Here is a 22,598-nt window from a genome sequence, read left to right as displayed (position 1 = left end):
ACACTAAGGGTTGCACGGAACGTTATCCCTGAACTACGCACCGGCTGAACGACAGACCTGCCATGCTGATTCGCACCGAAAAGCCCATTCCATCATCTGAAATTACGGATGAACGCCTGTACTGGAACCGGCGGGAATGGCTCCGGAAAGCCGGTCTGTTGGCCGGAGCAGCCGCTACCGGACTGCTGAGCACAGGATGCCGCGCCGAAGGACAGCAGGCGCGCCGCAAGGCGAACCCGGGCCCTTACGACACCGATGAGCCCTGGACTTCGTACGAGGACATCACAACTTACAACAATTTCTATGAATTTGGCACCGGCAAACGAGACCCTTCCCGGAACGCCCACCGGCTTCGCACGCGTCCCTGGACCATCCGCGTCGAAGGCCTCTGCCATCGCCCCGGCACCTACGAATTGGAAGACTTCATCAAGCCCTATACGCTCGAAGAACGTGTGTATCGGTTCCGTTGCGTTGAGGGCTGGTCTATGGTCATTCCCTGGCTGGGCTTTCCACTGGCGGAAGTGATTCGCCGGGCCGAACCCACCTCACAGGCAAAGTTTGTAGAATTCACTACGCTGTATGATCCAGAGCAGATGCCCGGTCAGAAGGTGCCTATCCTTGATTGGCCTTACGTCGAAGGCCTGCGTCTGGATGAGGCGATGCACCCACTGACCATCCTGGCCGTCGGCCTCTACGGTAAGATGCTGCCCAACCAGAACGGCGCCCCCATCCGACTGGTGGTTCCCTGGAAGTACGGGTTTAAGTCGATCAAGTCCATCGTGCGCATCCGTTTTGTGGAAAAGCAGCCGATAACCACCTGGATGAAGGCAGCACCGCATGAGTATGGCTTTTATTCGAACGTTAACCCCAACGTAGATCACCCCCGCTGGAGTCAGAAGACGGAGCGACGCATTGGCGAATTTCGCAAGCGCAAAACGCTGCTGTTCAACGGCTATGCCGACCAGGTAGCCCACCTGTACGAAGGCATGGATCTCAGGAAGTACTTCTGATGCGCAAGTTGTGGCCCTGGCTCGATGCACTGGTCTGGCTTGGCATAGCCGCTCCCCTGCTTTACCTGAGCTGGGGGCTGTGGATGGACCGGCTTGGAGCCAATCCTATCCAGGAGATCACCCACCAGACCGGCCGCTGGACCTTACGCTTCCTTCTGGTCACCCTGGCTCTCACTCCGCTGCGCCGCCTTACCGGCTGGAATGGCTGGATACGCTGGAGGCGACGGCTGGGCCTGGCCGCTTTCTTTTATGCTTCCCTGCACCTTCTGCTCTATCTGTGGCTGGACCAGTTCTTCGACTGGAGTGAAATCGGCCGAGACGTGCTCCAGCGCCGATTTCTCACGGTGGGCCTTCTGGCCTACGCGCTCATGCTTCCCCTGGCGGTCACCTCAACAGCGGGTTGGATCCGACGGCTGGGAGGCCGCCGCTGGCGTCGCCTGCATCGGCTCGTCTATCTCATTGCTGCGCTGGGCGTGCTGCATTACTGGTGGGCCGTCAAATTCGACTGGCGTCCGCCCCTGGCGTATGGAGTCGTGCTGGTGATTCTCCTGTTGCTCCGCCTGCGATGGCCTTTTGCCCCCCAGACGTCCTCCCGGACTTCACGCCCCCTGGCCCGCATAGCCTCAGAGAGACCGCCAGACAGGCGCTCATGAAGCAGGCGCTCTGTTGCGCTCCTGTCCCTCCGCATCCAGCGCATAAGCAGAAGGCGGGACCCGCCCCTGCATGGCCTGCTCAAATGCATAGCCCATCCGCAATAGCAGCGCCTCCTCGAACGAACGTGCAATAAACGTCAACCCGATCGGTTCGCCACTTTCCTGCAGGCCTATAGGAACGGTCAGCGCAGGATAGTGCGCCAGGGCAGCCGGCCGCGCATGCCAGTTGTTGATTGACAGCACAGCATCCAGCCGATGCTGCTGCATCGGTTCCTCAAAGAAGCGCACGGCTTCATCATGGAGGCGCTGCTTGCGCGCAGCCAGTTCCTCCGGGCTCAAGGAGACGGTCAACATCTGTGCAAAGCGTCCCTGCCCGTACGGAATGCGCCGCGCCGAATCGGCCCGGTTGTACGCAACAATCTCCGCAACGGTCAACGACCGGTATGGCGCAGCCGCATAGCGAGCAAGATACCGGGGTAGGTCTGTTTTCATATCAGCCGCCAGCACCTCACCAAAGCCATCCAGATCGACCTTCGGCGGCTCGAATACCACAACTTCAGCCCCCAGCGATCGCAGCACATCAAGAGCTTCCTGATAGTATGGGTTTTCCAGGAATGCCTGAAATGCCCCCAGGCGATATCCCTTTAGATCCTGAACCTCTGCCAGCGCCTCCCAGTACGCTGCAGACTCCGGACTCTGAGCCGTAGCCGGGTCGTCCGGATCCCTGCCGATCATGGCCGATAGCAAGATGGCAGCATCCCGCACTGTTCGGGCCATGGGACCGGGCGTATCGTACGTGCTCGAAATGGGCACGATGCCGGCCCGGCTGAGCAGTCCTACGGTCGGTTTTAAGCCCACCAGACTGTGCTGACTGGAAGGCGAAAGAATCGAACCGGACGTCTCGGTCCCCACCGACACCACCGCATAGTTGGCCGCAATGGCGGCTCCACTGCCCGAGCTGGAGCCCCCCGAATCAAAACGGCGGCGTCCGTAAGGGTTCAGCGTCTGTCCACCTACAGCGCTAAACCCATTCGGCCCCCCGAAAAACAGAAAGTTTGCCCATTCGCTCAGGTTGGTTTTGCCCAGGATGATGCCCCCGTGCGCTCGAATCTGGCGTATGATGAAAGCATCGTCGGTCCAATTTTCACGAAGCAGATGGGCACCGGCCGTTGTCGGCATACCGGCTGTGTTGATATTGTCTTTAACCAGAACGGGCATGCCATAGAGTGGATGTGGCCGCTCCGGGCGCTGGCGATCTTTTTCACGCGCCTCGGCCACCGCGTTTGGATTGATCGCCACCACGGCATTCAGATACCGTTCCCGATCGCTCTCATACCGGGCAATGCGGTAGAGGTACCACTTCGTGATAAGTTCATAGCTGAGACGCCCCGCCTGCACATGTTCCTGCAACGTCAGGATGTCCTGCTCATAGATCAGCGGGTAGAGCCGCCGATAATCCTCCTCCGTGAACCCCTCCAGTTGCCGGGAGATGGTCTGCAACAGCGCATTCTTATCTAACAGCTGCGACTGAATGAGCTTAAAGCGCATGCGTCGCGAGGGGTGCGCTGCATTCTCTGCCAGTTCTTCAGCTTCATCGTAGGGCGTCCACGTAAAAACGGGCCGGTTCTCCGAGCGGCAGGAAGCCAGGCTTACCAGCAACAATCCGCCAAAAAGAAGCCGTTTCATAGGACCAGTTGCTTGGTTAGAGGCACATCGCAGAATACAAAACTAACAATTAGCCTCAAAAGTCTTGCGCGTAACCCTGCATAAATTCTTTCGTATGGAAAGAAATAAATGGTGCCGGTCACCCCCAACGGAAAGGAGCCATGGCGGAACCTTCATACTGGTTTCGAGCCAAACGGTATGGCTGGGGCTGGAGCCTGCCGACCTCCTGGCAGGGCTGGCTTGTGCTGGGACTGTACGTGCTGCTAAGCATTGGCGGCGCACTGGGACTGCTTCCCCTGCTCACAACCGATCCGCTGCTGTATCTGGCCGCCTTCCTGGCCTATATAGGTCTCCTGAGCGTACTGCTGTTCTTGATCTGCCTGTGGAAAGGGGAGCCGCCCCGCTGGCGCTGGGGAAACCGGGACAGAGACTCGATGCAATCGGCGTAGTTCAGAGCTCAAGTCCTAATCGTGCATCCGCTCCCCAGCGCAAGCGAGGTAACTCTGCGCGCGCCGGGATGTACGGTTGAGCTACGTTGCGTTCTCGCTTCTCAGCACCGTGGAACCGCTCGCGGCAGGCTCCCTATTACGTCCGCAAAACTACCGTAAACTGCCGGGGACCGTGAACGCCGCACACCAGGGTCTGCTCAATGTCAGCCGTCTTTGAGGGTCCAGCCACCCAGAGCCCAAAGCCCTGCCACCAAGAAGCCAGCCATGCATACGCTTCGTGCAGGTCAGCCACAATGCGATCAGCGCGGAGGACCACAATGAGGTGTTCTGCCAGAAACGCGGCAGCCCGGTGCCCCAGCGATTCGTCGTCGAGCCAAACCGCTCCATTTTCGGCTACGCCCAGGTGCGCCGGGCACACCAGCGCTTCCAGGTTTGCCAGAGCATGCGGATCGGATACCTCCTGCAGCCGAACCGGTCCCTCTAACCCACCCACTGTCGAAGCCCATCGCCCCGGCAGCAACGACCGCAACGAATCAAACAGGGTTGTCTCAGTTGCTTCAACCACCTCTCCACCCGCCTGGAGAACCTGCTGTACAAATCGATCCTGAAGGGCTTCGGTAGTCAGGGTCGAACGGAATGGCTCAGGCAAAGGAGTGTCTGGCGGTCGGTTCCGCCGAACAGATTCCAGAATATGCGCACGGTCTGGCTGATTCATAAGGGCGCTTGCTTGGTCTATACCCCAAAATACGCAAACAAAGGGTTGATGCGTTGCTTGCTTGGGACTCCCTGGTAACAGCTGAAAAAATCGGCTTGTCGAGCAATCGACAGGCGGCTCTGAAAGGCCAGCCTCGTGCGTGGCTACGTGCGTTGCACGCGTTTCCTGTACCACTCCAGAAAACTCTGCGGTGGCGTCGATGGCAACTCCCGGGCCCGTCCCCAGATGTTCCAGGAAGCGTAAAGCAAACAACGGGGTAGATAGCGGAGCCCCCAGCGCAACAGTCGTCCTGACCAGCGGTACCGCACGGGCGAACGCAACACCCAGGCAACCATAGCTATCACGCGTCGCTTCAGCCAGGAGGCATAGCGCGGACCAAGCTGCTGGCGCCAGGCATAGAGTTGTTCGTCTAGTGGAATCTGCACAGGGCACACGTCACGACACGAGCCGCACAGCGTCGACGCGTAGGGCAACGTCCGATAGCGCGATGCATCGCAGGCGGGCATTAAGACAGACCCGATAGGCCCGGGCACCGGAGCTCCGTAACTGTAGCCACCACTGCGGCGGTAGACCGGACACGTATTCATGCAGGCGCCGCATCGAATGCACTTGAGCACGGTCCAGAAACGCGGCATGCCCAGCCGCTGGCTCCTACCGTTGTCCACCAACACGACATGCACTTCCTGTCCGGGATGCGGCTGGCTGAGATGCGTTGTGTACACGGTAATGGGCTGTCCCGTCGCACTGCGGGCCAGTAGCCGCAAAAACACCCCCAGATCAATCAGGCGGGGAATCACTTTTTCAATACCCATCACCGCAATGTGCAGCGGAGCCAGGTGCATGCCCAGATCGGCATTCCCTTCATTCGTGCAAATAACCAGTGTACCGGTCTCCGCTACGGCAAAGTTAACCCCCGTAATGGCTGCTCTGGCTTCCAGAAACTGCTGACGAAGTGCCTGCCGGGCAACAGTCACCAGTTCGTCGGGAGGCAGGTTTGCAGGCACGCCCAATTGTTCATGGAAGAGCTGCGCCACTTCTTTCCATTGCAGATGGATGGCAGGTGTCACTATATGACTGGGGGGTTGCCGGAGCAGTTGCACGATGCGTTCGCCGAGATCGGTCTCGACCACTTCAATGCCCCGCGCTTCCAGATAAGGATTTAAGCCGCATTCTTCTGCGAGCATCGACTTGCTTTTGACGACAAGGCGTACGCCCCGATCAGCCAGCAGCGTGTAAACAATCCGGTTGTGCGCCGCGGCATCCCGTGCCCAGTGCACCTGCATGCCCTGTGCGCGCGCCTGCGCTTCAAACTGCTCCAGATAATGATCCAGATGAGCCAGAACGTGCGCCTTGATCTCTGAAGCCACCCGTCGCAAGGTTTCCCATTCTGGAACTTCGGAAGCAGCACGATCCCGTTTCAATCGCACCCGCCAGAGCAAACGGTCGTGCCACTGCACCCGCCTGTCATCGGATGCAAAGTGTTCGGCGAGCTGCGAATGATCCACCACAGGCAGCTCCACAAACCCTTTCATGGGACGTTCCCGGTCAGAATTTCGGCGATATGTACAAAGCGCAGGGGCAACCTCTGCCGTCGCGCCAACCCTTCCAGGTGCATCAGGCAGGACATGTCGGTGCCGGTCACCACTTCAGCACCGGCCTGCAAAAAATCCTCAAGACGGTCCTGTCCCATACGCACGGATACGGCTGCTTCCTCTATCGCAAATGTACCGCCAAAGCCGCAGCATTCGTCAGGGCGAGACGGTTCGACCAGCTCCAGTCCCTCAACCTGCCGCAGCAGATCGCGCACTACGCTGTAGGACGCCTGCATGCGCTCAGACGGACACCCTAACCCCAGACCTCGCAAACCATGGCAGCTATCATGAACCACCACCCGGTATGGAAAGTACGCCGAAATTTTCTCAACCCGCAGCACGTCGCGCAAAAACTGGCATAGCTCATAGGTGCGCGTCTGCACGCGACGGACGGCATCCGCATCGGCTGCCTCCAGATGTCGCCGCACGTGGTAGACGCAGCTTCCGGAAGGAGCTACAATATAGTCGTACGCTGCAAAAACCTGTACAAAATGCGCCATCACCGGCCGCGCCTGCTCAGCGAAACCGGCATTGGCCAGCGGCTGTCCGCAGCAGGTCTGGGAAAGCGGAACCTCAACGCGACAGCCCAGCCGCTCTAATAGCGTCCACGTTGCGCGCGCAACGTGCGGATAAAACAGGTCCACATAGCAGGGTACAAAAAGCGCGACCGTCATATCGCGTCTCTGCCGCTTGCTGATGAAAATTACGCTTCTAATCGGTACAGCTCCGTCGAAATGAGCAGGCGGTCTGCTATGATTTGCCCTGCGCAATCTCCCGGCTTCGGAAAAACCAACGCGCTCAGCACGAGCCGAGCCTCCGGGACAAACACTTCGAGACTGTAGCGGTCGAAAAGGATTTCCAGTTCGAGCTCGCTCGGCACATCATGAGGAAGCGATGCTTGAAAAAGGCCTGGAAAGGCAGGCGAGAAGTCGGTCTGACCAGCCGCGCGACGATCTAAAAAAAGCCGCCGGTGCTCGGCATCATAGCCCAGCACAACGCCAGATGTTGTGCCGGTGAAGAAGTGGCAGCGAAACGCGCCGCGGCCCCCAGCAGCAATCCGGAGCCGCATCAGACCTGCTGCAGGCAACGGAAACGGCCGCCTGATCGGCAAACGCTCCGCCGGCAGCATTTGCTCATAGCATTCCCGGCAGGGGCGCTGCACCAGATCGTAGCGTCCGCTAGTTTCCTTCAGTGATAGCTCCCGAGGGATCGTTAGCATGCCACGCCATGGAGCGGTGGGAAGCACGTTCGCGTAGCGCCAGTTGTTCATCCAGCCGAGCCACACGCAACGTCTATCAGGCATGTGATTGAAAGCCTGCGCTGCATAAAAGTCAGGACCGGCCTCTGCCCAGCGCACCGTCTCAGGAGGGTCGTCGGGCACGAAGTGCGTTCCGTCAAAATGGCCGGTGAAATACTGAGCCCCTGAGCCGCCCATCGGTGCTCCCCTGTCCACATCAACTTTCAGCAGCCAGTGCGTGCGGTCGGTTCCTTCCACCGGTAGTTCGAGCAGCGCCGGACACTCCCAGTGGGGCGACGCCTGCCAGCATCCGGCCGGACCAAACGTGCTCAGCAGCGCCCAGCGCCTCAGATTGTCTGAGGCGTAAAAAGCTACCTGCCGCTCGTCGGCTCGGGCTACCGCCATCACCCAGTAGTTTCCGGGGGCATACCAGAACACCTGTGGGTCGCGAACGTGCGGTCGCTCTGGATCCACCAGCACCGGATTTTCTTCGTAAAATGCCCATTGCTGCCCACCATCCAGGCTGTAGGCCAGGCATTGCGCTTCCCGATCATCCCGGTAGTGCGCTGTGTAGATCGCTACCAAGGCCCCGGCTCCAAAGCCTGCGGCATTTGCTTTATCGACCACGGCTGACCCCGAAAACACCATGTGGTCGGGTTGCTCCGGCAGCGCAACGGGCTGGTCTTCCCAGTCCAACAGGGAGCGTCCGACAGCGTGCCCCCAGCTCATATGTCCCCAGACAGGAGCCTGGGGATTATGTTGATAAAAGAAGTGATAGCGGCCCTGGTGATAAACCAGTCCGTTCGGATCGTTCATGAACCCCCGAGGCGGCGTTCCATGCAACAACGGGCGGGGCCAGTCTTCGCGGGGCATGACTACGGAATGTTCAACGGAAGAGCGAGAGGGAGTCCTTCAAGCCATTGCGAACCGCAGCGGCGGTAGGCTTCTTGAAGCGCCTCTATCCCTCCTTTGACCGGCTTGAGACCAGAAAGGTGCAACAGCAACTCGGCATGCAACCGCTCGAACGTATAGCCGTGCCGCGTTGCTCGCTCCCGAGCAGCTTCCAGATAGCGCAGCGCCTGCTTCGGCGCACGATCTTCAAGCAGTAGCAGTTCGGCCAGACCGGTGTAAGCATACGCAATGCCCCGATCATCACCGGTAGCTCGGAAGAGCTGCAGCGCCTGCCGAAACCGTTCACGGGCCTGCGTCAGCCGGTGGGTTATTTTAAAGAGCGTTCCTTCTCCCCAGAGCGTGTACGCGTAGCTGACCCGATCCCCTATCTGATGGTAGCGCTGCTGAGCCTGGGTAAAGTAGTGGTGGGCTGCTTCGACTTCCCCGAGCATCCGATAGGCGTTGGCCATGCCACAGGCAGCATAGGCGCGGCCAAACAGATCGTCGCAAGCGGTGAGTATACGCTCGGCTGCCTGATAGTAGGCCAGCGAAGCATCGTATGCCCCGCGCATTCGGCTTAATCCACCAAGCGCACAGCGCACGTACCCCTCGGCCGTTGAAGGCGCTTCGTCTTCAAAGATTGCCAGCGCTTCCAGCAGGCAATCAAGCGCTTCATCAAACGCTCCGGTCAGCCGAAGCGCCCCTCCCAGGCACCAGAGCGTGTAGCCAATGCCTTCCGTATCGTGTTGCGCCTCGTAGTATGCCAGGGCTTCCCGGAAGCAGGTGATCGCCGCTTCCAGATCGCCCATAGCGCGACGGGCCATCCCCTCACCAACCCGGGCGTCCATCCAGAGCGCTTCGTCCCCCACTTTATGGGCGAGGGCCTGCACCCGGGCGTACAGTTGAAGCGCCCGGCGAAAGTACCCGACCAGGCGCAGCGCATGCGCTGCTTCGAGCAAAGCCGCTGCCTGCTGCTCCGGACGTTTCTGCAATAGCCGGGCTGCTGCCAGATATAGCCGCGCTGCCTCGGCAAATTGACTGCTCGCGTGCGCTGCTCGCGCCCGCTGCAGAAGCAACTGACTTTTCGCTGCTTCCAGTTGGGTAACGGTCTCGCTCATGTTGCTACGCTGCACATGCTGCCCCAGACAAACGATCCGGCGCCGGTAGCGTTTCGATTATCTGATCTGGAGGCCTGCGCATGATGATTGACCCCACCTGCCATAGGCCTCCAGTCGGGTCTGCATGCTGGGTCAAACCGGCAGGCCTGCGCCCTTTTTGAGGTTATCCATGCATCGTCCCTCTTCGATGCCATAGCCCCTCCAGATCTCCTAATCTTGCATACAGCCGCACGCCTCTTTCTGCCCGCATCTTAGCCTTCTGCACCCGGGCTTTCTGCGTCGCAGCGAACAGCGCGCGCTTTGAGGCGGCTACTCCTTCCGATACACCTGTGCCGGATCGAAAACGGGTGCGTCAGTTTCTACCAGCTTTCCGTTTTCCAGCTTCCGGTAAAAGCAGGACCGGTGTCCTGTGTGGCACGCCGCCCCACCGTTTTGCTTCACCTTGAACAGCAGCACATCCCCGTCGCAATCAACGCGCACTTCACGCACCTCCTGCGTATGACCGCTGGTAGCCCCTTTCACCCAGACCTCCTGGCGCGACCGACTCCAGTACGTCATCAGACCGGTCTCCAGCGTCTGCCGCAAAGTTGCTTCATTCATGTAGGCCACCATCAGGATTTCGCCTGTTTCGACATCCTGCGCAATTGCCGGCACCAGCCCCTGCTCGTTGAACCGGACCACGTCCAGCAGCGCCTGCATATCCATAGCCTTCTGCCCTGTTTACGGAAAACTTTTCTTTCCGGAAAATACCAGTTTTTCAGGCCGCGCGCCTGTCCGCTCATGAACTTTTAACGCGAAGCGGGGCTTTCCACCAGGCACATCTTTTGACCTGATGTCAACGGACTCTTTTGAGCGCACCAGCACGTGCTATGATACGACGCCGTATCATTCTCTGGTTGTGGTTGCTGCTATTTCTGGGAGAGGTAAAAGCGGCCGCTTCCCCCGATTCACTGAGCCACATCGACCTGATGGCCGCTTTTCGACGCCTTTCGCTGCTGGAACAGGATGAGGTGCTCTGGCTGGCCCGGTGCATCTACTCCGAAAGCAATCGGCCTGAAGAACAGCGCCTGATTGCGTGGGTTGTGCGCAACCGTGTGGAGACCCGCTACCGGGGCGATACCTATCGCGAGGTCGTGCTGGAACCTCGCCAGTTCAGCGCCTTCAACCGCCCCACTCCACGCCGTGATCTCATCTTGAATCTAACGCCCCGCTCCACGGCGCCAGGTTGGCAACAAGCCCTGCGTATCGCGCTGGAAGTCTTTCAGGCGCCCCCTTCGGCCCGGCCATTCCCGATTACGGTGCGCCATTTCTACAGCCCCCTCTCTATGCCTACCAACGAGCCACCCCCCTGGGCCCGAGCGGCCCGGCCTTTTCAGGGACCCGCCGTGGCCCATATCGATCCGGAGCGTTTTCAGTTTTTTGACGGCATCGACGCCCGGCTGGACCCGGAGCCCGCTCCACGCACTTCGGTCCCGGCCCGTCCGGCTCGCCTGTCACGTCGCTGGGATTGGCTGCGTCCTTCCGGACGCATTCCGCGCCCGGTGCGTCCTATCCCGCCCCGTCGTCCCGGCCAGGAGTGAACCACCAGCCTGCCTGGGCGTTTGGAAATTCTTGCTATGCAAGTACTCCAAGCCATCGGCCGCTTTCTGTGGCACGTGCCCCGGCAGCTACTGATCGGGCTGGTGCGGGCCTATCAGGTACTCCTGAGTCCCCACCTGCCTGCATCCTGCCGCTACACGCCGACCTGCTCCAACTATGCCATTGAAGCGTTTCGGAAATACGGAGCTATCCGAGGCCTGATCCTGACGCTCTGGCGGCTGGCCCGGTGCCATCCCTGGGGCGGCTATGGCTATGATCCGCCCCGCTGGTTTGGCGAGTCGCGTCCCAAACCTTCCGACCCGTAAACCCATGAGCTACGAACAGCACCAGGAAGCAGCGCGTAGCCTGACGGCCCGTTGCGCTGTCGTTACCATCAGCGACACCCGCACCGAGGAAACCGACCGAAGCGGCACGCTTATTCGCAAGCGCCTTGAGGCACACGGCCACCAGGTTGCCCATTACACTATCGTTCCTGACGAGCCCGACAAAATCGGGGCGTTGCTCGACGAGCTGGCCGGACAGGTGGACGTGATTCTGACCAACGGCGGCACAGGCATCAGCGACCGCGACACCACCTACGAAGTCGTAGCCGCCCGCCTCGAAAAAACGATGCCCGGTTTTGGAGAGCTCTTCCGCATGCTCTCCTTCCAGGAAATCGGAAGCGGCGCCATGCTCTCGCGGGCGATTGGCGGCGTCTATCGCAACACGCTCATTTTTTCCATGCCCGGGTCGCTCAACGCAGTCAAGCTGGCCCTTGACCGACTCATTCTGCCCGAACTGCGCCATCTGGTCTGGGAAATTCGACGCCACCAACCCACCTCCTGATGCCTGCAACCCGACGCGCGCCGGACCGTTAGAGTGCGCCGGAAGCCAGCAACCGCTACAGCATCCCATGGAGGGTTCTTCCAGAACGCTGCGTTTGTACAACACGCTAACCCGCACGATCGAGCCTGTCTATCCCCTGGAGCGTAACCGACTTCGGCTGTACGCCTGTGGGCCTACCGTCTACACTTACGCGCATATTGGCAACTTCCGAAGCTTCCTGACAGCCGACCTGATTGTCCGCGTAGCCCAGGCGCTGGGCTGGCAGACAATCTACGTCTGCAATATCACCGATGTGGGGCACCTGACCGTGGACGACTACGCCGACGCTACCGGCGAAGACAAACTGGAGCGCGCCTTGCGCGCCGAAGAAGGACGCCGCTTTCCCAATATCTGGGATCTGGCCCGATACTACACGCAAGCTTTCCTGGACGACTGGCGCGCGCTCAAGCTGCTTGAACCGGACGTCCGTCCCCGAGCTACCGAACACATCCGCCAGCAAATTCTTGCCATCGAACAACTGGTCGAAACGGGGCACGCCTACGAAACGCGCCAGGGCGTGTACTTTCATGTGCCCAGCTTCCCCGACTATGGCAAACTGTCGGGTAACCGCGACCCGGAACAGCTCGCCCAGGCCGTACGCGACGTCGTGAAAGACCCTGAGAAACGCGACCCACGCGACTTTGCCCTGTGGAAAAAGGACGAAAAACACCTGATGCAGTGGTACAGCCCCTGGGGCTGGGGCTTCCCGGGCTGGCATATCGAGTGCTCGGTCATGTCCATGGAATACCTGGGCACAACGTTCGACCTGCATCTGGGTGGTGAAGACCTGATTTTTCCGCACCATGAATGTGAAATCGCCCAGGCCGAAAGTCTCACTGGAAAGCCCCTGGCCCGCTACTGGGTTCATACGCGTTTCCTGCTTGTCGAAGGGGAGAAAATGTCCAAGTCGAAGGGCAATTTCTTTACCGTACGTGAGCTCATCCTTCCTCCCGAAGCGGGCGGCCAGGGCATTGATCCAATGGCACTGCGCTATGCGCTCATTTCCGGCAAGTACCGTGAGCCGCTCAACTTCACCCGCAAACACCTGCGCGACAGCGTCCGTATTGTCCAGCGCTACCAGGAAGCTGCCCGGCGCGTCGAAGCTGCGTTGCAGCATAGTCGTCCCGGACCGGATCGCATCGGCGATCGTCTTTCTGCGATTTACGATAAAACGCTGGAAGCGCTCTGCGATGACCTGAACACGCCGGTTGCGCTGGCGGCTGCGTTGGAAGGCGTCAAGCTCATTCTGGGCTTTGGCGATCAGCTCAATCGGGCGTCGGCCCAGAGCGCCCGCCACTGGCTGGAACGCATTGATGCGCTGCTGGGCTTTGTTTATGCACCGGAGCGTCCCTGCAGTCATGCGCGCCGCGAAAAGGATCCGTTTGTAGAAAAAGTTGAGCGCCTGCTGGCCGAGCGTGACGCCGCGCGGCGGGCTCGGGACTTCGCCCGCGCCGATGCCATCCGCGAACAGTTGCAGCAGATGGGCATCGAAGTGATGGACACCCCCGAAGGTACTCGCTGGCGCCGCAAAGTGCTTGTGTAACCCGATCCGAGGATGGCTTATGGGTATCCAGACGGTGGACACGCAACGCGCGTTGCTTTCCCTGGTTGAGCGCCCACGCCGGCTACGCCGCACCGAAGGCATTCGGCGCATGGTGCGCGAAACGCATCTATCCGTAGATCACCTGGTGGCCCCCTTGTTTGTGGTCGAGGGCACGGGCGTGCGGCAGGAAGTGCCATCTATGCCCGGTCAGTACCGGCTCAGCATTGATGAGCTGGTCTGCGAAGCCCGAGCCCTGCATGCGCTGGGAATTCCGGCTGTGGCGTTGTTTCCGGCGTTGGATGAATCGCTGAAAACGCCCGATGGCCGCGAGGCGCTCAACCCGGATGGCCTTTACCTGCGTGCTATTCGAGCCGTTAAGGACGCTGTGCCGGAGTTGCTGGTGATCACGGACGTTGCCCTGGACCCGTACTCGTCAGACGGGCACGATGGAATCGTGCGCGACGGCCGCATTCTCAACGACGAAACTGTAGCCATCCTGGCCCGCATGGCCGTTGTGCAGGCGCAGGCCGGCGCTGATATTGTAGCCCCGTCAGACATGATGGACGGCCGGGTTGGAGCGATCCGTCGCGCCCTGGACGAAGCCGGTTTTACGGAAGTAGCTATCCTGTCCTATACGGCCAAATACGCCTCTGCCTTCTACGGTCCTTTCCGAGACGCGCTTGACTCAGCCCCCCGCCACCGTCCAGGGGTGCCCCCGGACAAAAAAACCTACCAGATGGACCCGGCCAACGCTCGGGAGGCCCTGCGTGAGCTGCGGCTGGACCTTGACGAAGGCGCCGATATGGTCATGGTTAAGCCGGCACTGCCCTATCTGGACGTCATCTTTCGCGTGCGCCAGGCCTCTGAGGTTCCAGTCGCCGCCTATCAGGTCAGTGGCGAATATGCCATGCTGAAAGCGGCCGCCCGGAACGGCTGGCTCGACGAGAAAGCCACGGTACTTGAAGCGCTCACGGCGATTCGCCGCGCCGGGGCTGATGTGATTCTCACCTACTTTGCTCGCCAGGTAGCCCAATGGCTTCAGGAATGAACCTATCCCCTATCCCCCCGCTGGACCCCGGCGATTTAGAGGGGGGCTTTGTGCGCATGATGCACCGCTTCCACCTGGCGGGAACGCTCACCGGCGACCCGGAAGCCGACGCCTATCTGCGCCAGGACGCAAACGCGGTGCTGCTGGGGCTTCTTTACGATCAGCGCGTGCGCGCTGAGTTTGCTTTTACCGGGCCCATTCGACTGCGCAACCGTCTGGGCCATCTCGATCTAAGCCGCATTGCAGCGATGCCGCTGGAGACGCTGCAACGGCTGTTCGCCGAAAAACCGGCCGTCCATCGCTTTACCAATCGGATGGCTGCGCTAACGCAAGCTGTGGCGCACTCCCTCTGCCGGCATTACAATGGGCAGGCCGCTCAGCTATGGGCCGATGGGGCACCGCTGCCCGAGGTGCAGGCGCGCGTAGCCAGATTGCCGGGCTTTGGTGCCGACAAACTGCGCAAGTTGCCATACGTGCTGCATTACTTTGGGCACCGCGACTTCAGTCAGACCTTAGGTGTCCTGAACGGGTGAGGACATTTGCCACACTTTTTTGCCCCTTTCCAGACAGCTCTGCGCTGGCCTTTTTCGCCGCTCGTGATTGAATCAGGAGGTTGGATTTAAGTCTGCGCCGCTGCGCGCCGATACAGGCGGTAGATTTTGAAAATCGCTTGCCTGAACCGTCCAACCAAACCTTGCTGAGCTATGTCGTTGGGAGACCTGACCCGGATCAGCACCAACCTGCAGGCGCTGCAAGCCTACACCTACCTGCAGCGCACCAACAGTGAGCTTGGTGTGCGCCAGTTGCGCCTGGCCACCGGCAGCCGCATCAACCGCGCCGAAGACGACTCGGCCGGCTACTCCATCGCCGCCAAGCTCAAAGCCAAAATCCGCGCCCAGGAACAGGCCCTGGCCAACATCGGCGACGCCAAGTCCATGCTGACCGTCGCCGAAAGCAGCCTGAACTCTATCATGGAGATTCTGCAGACCATGAAAGAAAAGGCCGTTCAGGCTGCCAACGACACCATGGGCACCGAAGAGCGCAACGCCATCGAAGACCAGCTCGACGCGCTGGCCGCTGAAATCGATGACATTGTGGCCGACACCGAGTTTAACGGCACGGCCCTCTTTACCAGCACCACGTTCACCTTCCAGGTCAACGCCGAGGCGGGCGACACCTTCACGGCCACCATCGGCACGCTCTCGGCCGCTCAGTTGAGCGTGGCCGATGCCGACCTGGTGGTTTCCTCGGCGGCAAGTGCCAGTGCGTCGATTGCGAAAATCGACAACGCCATCCAGACCATCGCCAACAAACTCGCCGACGTTGGTGCTTATCAGCGTCGTTTGTCGTTCAAGCTGGACAATCTGGCGGTGGCGAAGGACAACTACGAGGCGGCGCGGAGCCGGATTGCGGACGCCGACTTTGCCTACGAGCAGATGCAACTGGCCAAGCTGCAGATCCTGCAGCAGACCGGCATCGCCGCGCTCGCCCAGGCCAACGCCGCTCCCCAGGCGGTGCTCCAACTGTTCTAATTCACTCCGCATAGCGCCTGACCGTTCTCCCGCCAGCCACTTGGCTGGCCACCACATGCGATGTTTTGACTTCGGTCTCCGGGCAGGACGGTTCAGGCAGACGCCCGGTGCCCGAATGCAACGTGAAGCGGCAGCTCTTTCAGTCCGAAGGAGTTGCCGCTTCACTTTTTGAAGACGCCATTGCTAGAAGCATCCGTTGCTGAATGTATTTAAGTAATTCTCCCATCTTTTCAAAGGAAGTATATCCCAATTGTTCAATCTTTTCCGCCATCCTATTCCATCCTATCGTTTTAAATATACTTATAATTCGCTCCACAACTTTTCGCTCATTTATAACAAATCTCATCTGTTCTTTCTCATTTCTTCCCATTTCGAAAGCCTCCACAAGAAAACATAGGCCCTCTCTTATCTGTCCCTTTAACAGTAATGCCATTCCTGTTACATAATAGACGATAGCTTCGCGAAACTTATAACCCACCAGACGATCACAGAACTGTAAAGCTGTATCTATTTTTCTGAGTTTTAAAGCAGTCTGTGCCGCAAGCAATTGGGCATAGAAAGCATTCCACTCATTCATCTGATTCATCACTTCATAATCGATACAAGAAAAATAATCTAGAGCTTTTTCATATTCTTTGAGCACATAGAACGTTACACCCAACTGAAAAGCATAGTAATACTTCATTGCTTCATTGTCTGCCTCCCTGTATTCTGCTTCAAGCAGAGGTATTCTTGGAATATATTTCTTTCTTGTCTTTTCTTCGCTATGTGCATAGCCAAAGTGAATAATTTCTACAGGAAGATCAATGACATCTCCCCCCTTCAATTGACGATACTCTTTAATTCGGTCAACAATCTGATTATGTATCTTCCGCTCATATCTCAACAATGGATCATTAGGAAAAACTCGTTCCTGGTAAATAACATCTGCCTCCAAAAGACCCGGCGGCAGCAGGTTGCGTAGTTTCAACCGTAGCGTGGCGACATGTCGCTGGGTCAGCACCGAGCGGATGAGCTGCCACCCCTGAGGATCTGCAATGTATTCGTCGCCGTCCAGGATTAAAATGTACTTGCCGGAGGCACGGTCCAGACTGTAATTACGCGCTGCGGCAAATGAGTTAGGCCATTCAATCTCCTCAAACACGTCCGCATATCGCCGGGCGATGTCCTGCGATCCGTCGGTTGAGCCTGTATCGATAACGACGATTTCGTCCACATGCGGGCGCGCTAGCTTCAGGCAAGTCTCCAGGTACTCGGCCTCGTTTTTGACGATCATGCAAAGCGACAGCAGCGGCTGCGCACTGGTGGAATGCTTCATGGTGGGCACTTCAACGTCTACAGCCAACTGCGCATAACGCTAGAAGAAAGCATGCCATAACCTTCTTTCCCTAAAGCTGTCCGCTTTTCCGCCGATACTTTCAGCAGAAGCAAGGCGGCCGCTGCTTCTGCACCGGAAAACCTGCCCGGAAAGGGGAAAAACCTTCCTCGACCCTGCGGCAGTTTGTCGAACCACATAATCCACAATCAGCCATGAGCACGCTGCATTACATGCGTCAGTATCAGGAGCAGGCCGTCCTTAGCGCCTCCCCGGCTCAGTTGATTCTCAAGCTGTACGACCTGGGCATTGCCGCCTGCAAACGCGGCGACCGCGCCAAAGTGCGGGCTGTCCTCGTCGAACTGATTTCAGCCCTCAACTTTGAAGCCGGCGGCGAACTGGCCGAGCGGCTCTATGCCCTCTACGAGTTCTGCCTGCGCGAAAGCGCCATCGGCGACTTGAGCGTCGTGCAACGCATCCTAGAAGGACTGCGAGAAGCCTGGTACGAGGGCGTCGTCATGGCCCGCGCTGCCTGAACATTCCCTGAGGGTTAACCCACATAAAGCGCCATGGCTGTCAATCCGCTGCTGTCTGTCTACCGCGCCAACGACCCCTACGAGCAACTGATCAGTGCGATCCTGGCCATTGAAAGCCAGCCCAAGCTGGACCTGCAGGCGAAAAAAGCCGAGCAGGAACGGCTCAAAGGGGTCATGAACGACTTCGACAGCAAGCTTTCGGCATTGCACAGCCTGCTGAAAACCCTGACCGATCCGCTGGCGCGTCCGTTTCAGGGCAAAAGTGCCACCACGTCGGCCACCGAGTTTACGGTGACAGCCAGCGATCAGGCCGCACTCGGCACACATACGCTGGAAGTCAAGCGCCTGGCCTCGGCCGACACCCGCATTTCCAAGCAGTACACCAGCAGCGGATCAACCCTGCGCAGTTTCTTTGATACCAATGGCGCCCAGACGTTCACCATTCGCGTTGCCAGTCCCACCGACACGAATCCCAACAACCGGGTCGATATTCAGGTTACGGTCAATCCGACAGGAACAACGGACGAGGCCATCCTGAAGGAAATTGCCACAGCTATCAATAACGCCTTTCAGGCAGCCGTCGACGCCGGCACGATCAAATCGGACGAGCGGGCCTATGCGTCGGTTATCAACGAAACCAGCAGCACAGCCCGTCTTTCGCTCCGCAGTGGCAAAACAGGGTTCACCTACCGGCTGGAGTTCGTAGACTCGGCAGCCGGTCTGCTGGCCGCCCTGGAACTTAACAACAATGCGCTGGCCACCGGCACCGGCGGCGGCCAGGTAACGTTCGTAGGCACCAGCGAAACCGACTCGGCTCTTAACAGCCAGTTTGTGCTCGACGGCCTCACGCTCTACCGCGATGCCAACCGAGTAACAGACGCGCTGACCGGGATTACCCTGGAATTCAAACAGGTTAGCACAGCACCCGCCGAGTTTACTGTCGCTCCTGACATTGAGCATATCAAAGCCCAGATCGAGGATTTTATTCAGAAGTACAACGATGTGCTTACCTACATCACAGGCAAAAGCAACATCGACGGAGTAACGGAAACGCGGGGAGATTTTGCAGGTGATCCGGTATTCTCCGGCCTTCGGTTTACGCTCCGTAACGAAGTGGTCCGAAAAGTAAGCGGCCAACCGACCGAAGGCCCTCATTACATTACTGATCTGGGCATTACCATTAACGACGACGGGACCCTCTCCCTGACCGACGAAGATGCGCTGCTGCAGGCCGTTCGGCGCAATCCCCAGGCCGTAGAAAGCCTGTTCTCCGGCAATGACGGCATTGCAACCCGTTTGCTCACGCGCCTGGAAGCTTTTGTAGCGACCGGCGGCATTATTGATCAGCGGCAGGACTCCATCGAAACGCGCATCCGTCGTCTCAACGATCGCATTGCTGCCTTTGAGGAACAGTTGGCCCGGCGCGAGGAGCAACTTCGGGCACAGTTTGCCCGCGTGCAGGAAACGATTGCCCTCTTCCAGGGCCAGCAGCAATTCCTCAGCGGCTTTCTTTTCGGAGGTGGCACGTTTTTTTAGGCGAATCTGAGCCGTACTAAACGCAAATGCCTAAACCAACTCAACGAGGAGCGCCATGTCTGCACCAGACACCCTGTCGTTGCTTCGCGAGATCTTAGATCTGGGCGAAGCCATTGAAAGAACCCTGATCAACCAGGCATTTGAGCAACTCCATGAGCTGGTCAAGCAACGCGGCACGCTCATTGATCAGTTGCGCCAGCATGAACCACCTAGCGACTTCGATCCAGAATGGGAAGTGCTTCGCGTAGCGCTAACCGCCCAGCATCGCCGGCTTCAGGAGCTGATGGCCGAAACGGAACGACAGTTAACGCGCTCCCTGGTAGCGCTGGAACAATACAAGCAAGCGCGCCAGTCCTATCAGGACGAAACCCCGCCCAGACGCAGCGTCTTACGGGCAGGTTTGCAAGGGTAGCGTATAACACTTAACTTTTCAGGCGACTCGCCGATATTTTAGAGTGGAGGGGTTTGATGGTAAATGGATAAGGGAAACCATGGATGTTCGGGATATTCAGGGGGGCGGAGCTCAACGACTTGATCCTCTGCAGCGCGATGCGCTGAGCGGCGCGCGCGAGGTAGGCAAGCGGGCAGAAGCCACGCCATCCGAGAAGGCGCCTGCGGAAGATCGCGTTGACCTCTCGGAGGCAGCCCGCACTGCAGCCCAACAGGCAGAAGAAACACCGGAGCTTGAGTTTGCCCGCCAGGCACTCCGTAGCGTCCCCTCCATCAGTCCGGAGCGCGTCGCCGCTATCCTCCGCCACTTACAGTCGGGCTACTACCAGCAGCCGGCCATCATTAAAGAAATTGCGGAGCGCATCGTGGAAGAAATGCTGGCAGAAAGCCTGCCGCAGCAGTAACAGGGCTTACGAAATCAAGCCCTGCTCCCGATAGCGCTTGAGCTTATTTCGGATGGTGCGGGCGCTAATGCCCAGCTTCTGAGCTGCCAACTGCTGGTTATTATTGGTCTCCTTGAGCGCGCGCAGAATCATTTCCCGTTCCATTTCCTCAATGGTCTGCACGCGCGAAAGGAGATCTTCTTTTTCTTGCGCATCCTGTCGCGCCGGCTCGGCGTCGGCAAAGAAATCATTAAAGACATCCTCCACCTCAATCACCGTTCGGTCGGCCGACAGCAGGACGCCGCGCTGCACGTAGTTTTCCAACTGGCGCACGTTACCCGGCCAGTGGTACTGCATGAAGCGATCCATCAGCGCCGGCGCTACCTGCTTGAGCGGCAAGCCGTACAGCTCGCAGTACTTCTTAATGAAATGATCCACCAGCAGGGGGACGTCCGACATGCGCTCCCGAAGCGGCGGAACGCTCAATGGGAACACGCTCAACCGGTGATACAGATCCTCCCGAAACTGTCCCTTCGCAATGGCCTCACTCAAGTTCCGGTTGCTGGTGGCAATGACACGCACGTCAATTTTTCGCGCCTCCGTCGATCCCACCTTCTGAATTTCCTGCTCCTGAAGCACGCGTAGCAACTTGGCCTGAATAGCCAGGTCAACCTCGGTGATCTCGTCCAGCAAAAGCGTCCCCCCATCGGCCCGTTCAAAAGCACCGGTCATATCTTCGATAGCGCCGGTAAACGCCCCCTTGCGATGGCCAAACAGGTGGCTCTCCACCAGCTCGCGCGGCAGATTGGCACAGTTGATCGCCACAAAAGGGCCGCTTGCCCGGTCGCTCATCTGATGAATCAGACGGGCCAGAATCTCTTTGCCGGTACCGCTTTCTCCCTGGATGAAGACAGGCGCTCTGTTGGCAGCTACGCGCGGTAGCATTGCCTTTAGCCGCTGAATCGTAGGATGCGCTCCCACGTATTCGATAGTCGGCTTCGTGCGGCGCCGCGACGAGCGCGCTGATCGCCGCGCCGTTACTTCTTGCTGCTCGCGACGGCGGGCCAGTGCCGCCTGCACGCGTTCGACCAGCTCTTCGGTAGAGAAGGGCTTGGGGATGTAATCAATAGCTCCGTTCTGCATGGCCCGCACGGCATGCTGCACATTGGCATGCGCCGTAATCATGATTACCTGCAGGTCGGGATGCTCCTGCCGGATATAGGCAAGCAGTTCCAGCCCGTCCATATCCGGCATTTTAAAATCAGTGATCACCAGATCGAACGAACTGGCCTCTTTTTTCAATACCTCCAGGGCCTGCAGGGCATTGTAGCAACTGGTCAAGCGCAGGCCATGCCGCGTAAACAGCCGCTCAAAGAGCGTATGCAGTAGATGTTCGTCGTCAACCAGCAGAATGTGGGGAACTTCGCGCTGTGGCGCCGCCATGGTGGGCACAACCGTTAGGTGGGTGAGCTTTTTTGTCGTCGGTTAACGAAAGATAAGGCTCCCAAGATTCTAAGCCAAGGAGCGCATCTGCTCATCATCCTGGGGGAGAATGAGTGCCATGCAGATGCCACTGTCTGGATCGTTGGCGGCCAGATAGACCGTACCGCCATGCGCCTCCGCAATGCGCCGGGCAATAGGCAGCCCGATTCCCAGATTCTGCGCTTTGGTGGTGAAAAAGGGCACAAAGATTTGTTCCGCCACCTCGGGCGACATCCACCCCTCATTCCAGACCTCAAAGCGAATCGAACGCGGCTCATCCAACACCCGCAACTGCACGACGCCTGCCGGTCCGGTGGCCTCCAGGGCATTCTTCAACAGCATAAAGAGAGCCTGCCGGAGCAACATGGCATCTGCTCGCACCTGATACCGTCCCGATAGACGCAGATCAAGCGCCACACGGGCCGCTTCACTCTCTTCCAGCATAACCAGCAATTCCTGCAAAAGCGTGCGCAGTGGACGCCGCCCGGGCATTGGCTGCAACGGCCGACTGTACCATTGCAGCTCGGACAGAATGCGCTCAATGGATGCCGTGCTCTCAAAGACGCGCAAAACCAGCTCGCGCTGTTCAGGCGTCACCAGGGTATCGGCCAGCAGGTCCGTAAACCCCTCAATGCTGGTTATCAAACCGCGCAGCCGATGAGCCAACACCTGGGCCAGGTTTGCCAAAAGCGCATCGTGGCCATCCTGCGCCTTCGCCGTCCTTTCCGTCAGAGAAGCCATAAGCAATGCGGGCAACTTCAGGTTGTTACCTTCCCGGCCGTGCACCGACCGGTCACCTCTGCCCTCATTTTTCCAGCAACGTCAGTCGCCCCGAGCACAGGACAAATCATATGCCGGCGCGCCTTTCTGCCACCTGCGCTCTTTTCCAGAACACGGGCGGCAAGTTTTTCCCCTCCCTTTACCATGTCTTTAAAATTTATACCGGCAGCATGCAGGCCTAATCTGGGCATATCGACCCC

25 protein-coding genes are annotated in these 22,598 nt (G+C 58.8%); 14 read left to right on the top strand and 11 right to left on the bottom strand.

Features of this window, described 5'->3' with window-relative positions:
* Positions 1 to 62: 62 nt before the first annotated feature.
* Together msrP and BUA15_RS12645 are read left to right on the top strand one after the other, a co-directional pair.
* Positions 63 to 1,010, top strand: coding sequence for a protein-methionine-sulfoxide reductase catalytic subunit MsrP (gene msrP, locus BUA15_RS12650; protein ID WP_072716359.1), 948 nt, complete (start codon positions 63 to 65; stop codon positions 1,008 to 1,010).
* Positions 1,010 to 1,663 carry a protein-methionine-sulfoxide reductase heme-binding subunit MsrQ gene (locus BUA15_RS12645; protein WP_072716358.1) on the top strand — a complete coding sequence of 218 codons (654 nt, stop codon included), beginning with the start codon at positions 1,010 to 1,012 and terminating at the stop codon, positions 1,661 to 1,663. Before msrP ends, BUA15_RS12645 begins: the two co-directional genes overlap by 1 nt.
* Here BUA15_RS12645 and BUA15_RS12640 read toward each other — a convergent pair.
* Positions 1,658 to 3,349 (bottom strand): amidase family protein, encoded by a 1,692-nt coding sequence (locus BUA15_RS12640; protein WP_072716357.1) that lies wholly within the window; start codon positions 3,347 to 3,349, stop codon positions 1,658 to 1,660. The genes BUA15_RS12645 and BUA15_RS12640 overlap by 6 nt on opposite strands.
* Before the next feature lie 140 nt (positions 3,350 to 3,489).
* On the opposite strand from BUA15_RS12640, the gene BUA15_RS12635 reads away from it, so the two are divergent.
* Positions 3,490 to 3,777 carry a hypothetical protein gene (locus BUA15_RS12635; RefSeq protein ID WP_072716356.1) on the top strand — a complete coding sequence of 96 codons (288 nt, stop codon included), beginning with the start codon at positions 3,490 to 3,492 and terminating at the stop codon, positions 3,775 to 3,777.
* A 136-nt stretch (positions 3,778 to 3,913) separates the two neighbouring features.
* On the opposite strand, the gene BUA15_RS12630 is transcribed toward BUA15_RS12635, so the two are convergent.
* From BUA15_RS12630 to hisI, 6 genes are all read right to left on the bottom strand, one after another.
* The gene (locus BUA15_RS12630; protein ID WP_072716355.1) at positions 3,914 to 4,492 is read right to left on the bottom strand and encodes a LutC/YkgG family protein; all 579 of its coding nucleotides are present in this window, start codon (positions 4,490 to 4,492) and stop codon (positions 3,914 to 3,916) included.
* 143 nt (positions 4,493 to 4,635) lie between these two features.
* Positions 4,636 to 6,024: a lactate utilization protein B gene (locus BUA15_RS12625; RefSeq protein ID WP_072716354.1), complete on the bottom strand. Its 1,389-nt coding sequence runs from the start codon at positions 6,022 to 6,024 to the stop codon at positions 4,636 to 4,638.
* Entirely contained in the window at positions 6,021 to 6,758 is a 738-nt protein-coding gene (locus BUA15_RS12620; protein WP_072716353.1) for a (Fe-S)-binding protein, read from the bottom strand. Before BUA15_RS12620 ends, BUA15_RS12625 begins: the two co-directional genes overlap by 4 nt.
* A gap of 29 nt (positions 6,759 to 6,787) precedes the next feature.
* Positions 6,788 to 8,194 (bottom strand): glycoside hydrolase family 32 protein, encoded by a 1,407-nt coding sequence (locus BUA15_RS12615; RefSeq protein ID WP_072716352.1) that lies wholly within the window; start codon positions 8,192 to 8,194, stop codon positions 6,788 to 6,790.
* A gap of 2 nt (positions 8,195 to 8,196) precedes the next feature.
* The gene (locus BUA15_RS12610; RefSeq protein WP_072716351.1) at positions 8,197 to 9,330 is read right to left on the bottom strand and encodes a tetratricopeptide repeat protein; all 1,134 of its coding nucleotides are present in this window, start codon (positions 9,328 to 9,330) and stop codon (positions 8,197 to 8,199) included.
* Positions 9,331 to 9,639: 309 nt separating this feature from the next.
* Positions 9,640 to 10,035: a phosphoribosyl-AMP cyclohydrolase gene (hisI, locus tag BUA15_RS12605; protein WP_072716350.1), complete on the bottom strand. Its 396-nt coding sequence runs from the start codon at positions 10,033 to 10,035 to the stop codon at positions 9,640 to 9,642.
* 164 nt (positions 10,036 to 10,199) lie between these two features.
* On the opposite strand from hisI, the gene BUA15_RS12600 reads away from it, so the two are divergent.
* The 7 genes from BUA15_RS12600 (at position 10,200) to BUA15_RS12570 (ending at position 15,916) form a co-directional block, all read left to right on the top strand.
* Positions 10,200 to 10,910, top strand: coding sequence for a cell wall hydrolase (locus BUA15_RS12600; RefSeq protein WP_072716349.1), 711 nt, complete (start codon positions 10,200 to 10,202; stop codon positions 10,908 to 10,910).
* Positions 10,911 to 10,946: 36 nt separating this feature from the next.
* Positions 10,947 to 11,234: a membrane protein insertion efficiency factor YidD gene (gene yidD / locus BUA15_RS12595; protein ID WP_072716348.1), complete on the top strand. Its 288-nt coding sequence runs from the start codon at positions 10,947 to 10,949 to the stop codon at positions 11,232 to 11,234.
* Between the two features lie 4 nt (positions 11,235 to 11,238).
* Positions 11,239 to 11,754 carry a MogA/MoaB family molybdenum cofactor biosynthesis protein gene (locus tag BUA15_RS12590; protein ID WP_072716347.1) on the top strand — a complete coding sequence of 172 codons (516 nt, stop codon included), beginning with the start codon at positions 11,239 to 11,241 and terminating at the stop codon, positions 11,752 to 11,754.
* A 67-nt stretch (positions 11,755 to 11,821) separates the two neighbouring features.
* Positions 11,822 to 13,336, top strand: a complete 1,515-nt coding sequence (gene cysS, locus BUA15_RS12585; RefSeq protein WP_072716346.1) for a cysteine--tRNA ligase — start codon at positions 11,822 to 11,824, stop codon at positions 13,334 to 13,336.
* Between the two features lie 19 nt (positions 13,337 to 13,355).
* Entirely contained in the window at positions 13,356 to 14,384 is a 1,029-nt protein-coding gene (gene hemB, locus BUA15_RS12580) for a porphobilinogen synthase (protein WP_072716345.1), read from the top strand.
* A complete protein-coding gene (locus BUA15_RS12575) occupies positions 14,381 to 14,917 on the top strand; it encodes a hypothetical protein (RefSeq protein ID WP_072716344.1) in 537 nt (178 codons plus the stop codon). Before hemB ends, BUA15_RS12575 begins: the two co-directional genes overlap by 4 nt.
* Positions 14,918 to 15,088: 171 nt before the next feature.
* On the top strand, positions 15,089 to 15,916 hold the full coding sequence (locus BUA15_RS12570; RefSeq protein ID WP_072716343.1) for a flagellin: 828 nt from the start codon (positions 15,089 to 15,091) through the stop codon (positions 15,914 to 15,916).
* 139 nt (positions 15,917 to 16,055) lie between these two features.
* Here the strand turns inward: BUA15_RS12570 and BUA15_RS12565 are convergent, their stop codons facing one another.
* Entirely contained in the window at positions 16,056 to 17,234 is a 1,179-nt protein-coding gene (locus tag BUA15_RS12565; RefSeq protein ID WP_072716342.1) for a glycosyltransferase family 2 protein, read from the bottom strand.
* A 17-nt stretch (positions 17,235 to 17,251) separates the two neighbouring features.
* A complete protein-coding gene (locus BUA15_RS13770; protein ID WP_178139423.1) occupies positions 17,252 to 17,431 on the bottom strand; it encodes a hypothetical protein in 180 nt (59 codons plus the stop codon).
* Positions 17,432 to 17,446: 15 nt separating this feature from the next.
* Between BUA15_RS13770 and BUA15_RS12560 the strand changes: the two genes are divergently transcribed.
* The 4 genes from BUA15_RS12560 to BUA15_RS12545 all read left to right on the top strand — a co-directional run bounded on the left by BUA15_RS12560 (position 17,447) and on the right by BUA15_RS12545 (position 20,157).
* Entirely contained in the window at positions 17,447 to 17,767 is a 321-nt protein-coding gene (locus BUA15_RS12560) for a flagellar export chaperone FliS (protein ID WP_072716341.1), read from the top strand.
* 33 nt (positions 17,768 to 17,800) lie between these two features.
* The gene (fliD, locus tag BUA15_RS12555) at positions 17,801 to 19,303 is read left to right on the top strand and encodes a flagellar filament capping protein FliD (RefSeq protein WP_072716340.1); all 1,503 of its coding nucleotides are present in this window, start codon (positions 17,801 to 17,803) and stop codon (positions 19,301 to 19,303) included.
* 55 nt (positions 19,304 to 19,358) lie between these two features.
* The gene (locus tag BUA15_RS12550) at positions 19,359 to 19,715 is read left to right on the top strand and encodes a hypothetical protein (protein WP_072716339.1); all 357 of its coding nucleotides are present in this window, start codon (positions 19,359 to 19,361) and stop codon (positions 19,713 to 19,715) included.
* A 79-nt stretch (positions 19,716 to 19,794) separates the two neighbouring features.
* Positions 19,795 to 20,157, top strand: a complete 363-nt coding sequence (locus tag BUA15_RS12545; protein ID WP_072716338.1) for a flagellar biosynthesis anti-sigma factor FlgM — start codon at positions 19,795 to 19,797, stop codon at positions 20,155 to 20,157.
* Between the two features lie 6 nt (positions 20,158 to 20,163).
* Here the strand turns inward: BUA15_RS12545 and BUA15_RS12540 are convergent, their stop codons facing one another.
* Both BUA15_RS12540 and BUA15_RS12535 read right to left on the bottom strand, forming a co-directional pair.
* Positions 20,164 to 21,579: a sigma-54-dependent transcriptional regulator gene (locus BUA15_RS12540; RefSeq protein ID WP_072716337.1), complete on the bottom strand. Its 1,416-nt coding sequence runs from the start codon at positions 21,577 to 21,579 to the stop codon at positions 20,164 to 20,166.
* 69 nt (positions 21,580 to 21,648) lie between these two features.
* Positions 21,649 to 22,359, bottom strand: coding sequence for an ATP-binding protein (locus tag BUA15_RS12535; RefSeq protein ID WP_072716336.1), 711 nt, complete (start codon positions 22,357 to 22,359; stop codon positions 21,649 to 21,651).
* Positions 22,360 to 22,598: the final 239 nt, after the last annotated feature.

This window comes from Rhodothermus profundi, from assembly GCF_900142415.1.
Classification (GTDB): Bacteria; Bacteroidota; Rhodothermia; order Rhodothermales; family Rhodothermaceae; genus Rhodothermus; species Rhodothermus profundi.
The sequence above is the reverse complement of the archived record's forward strand: the minus strand, read 5'-3'. Positions and strand labels throughout refer to the sequence as shown.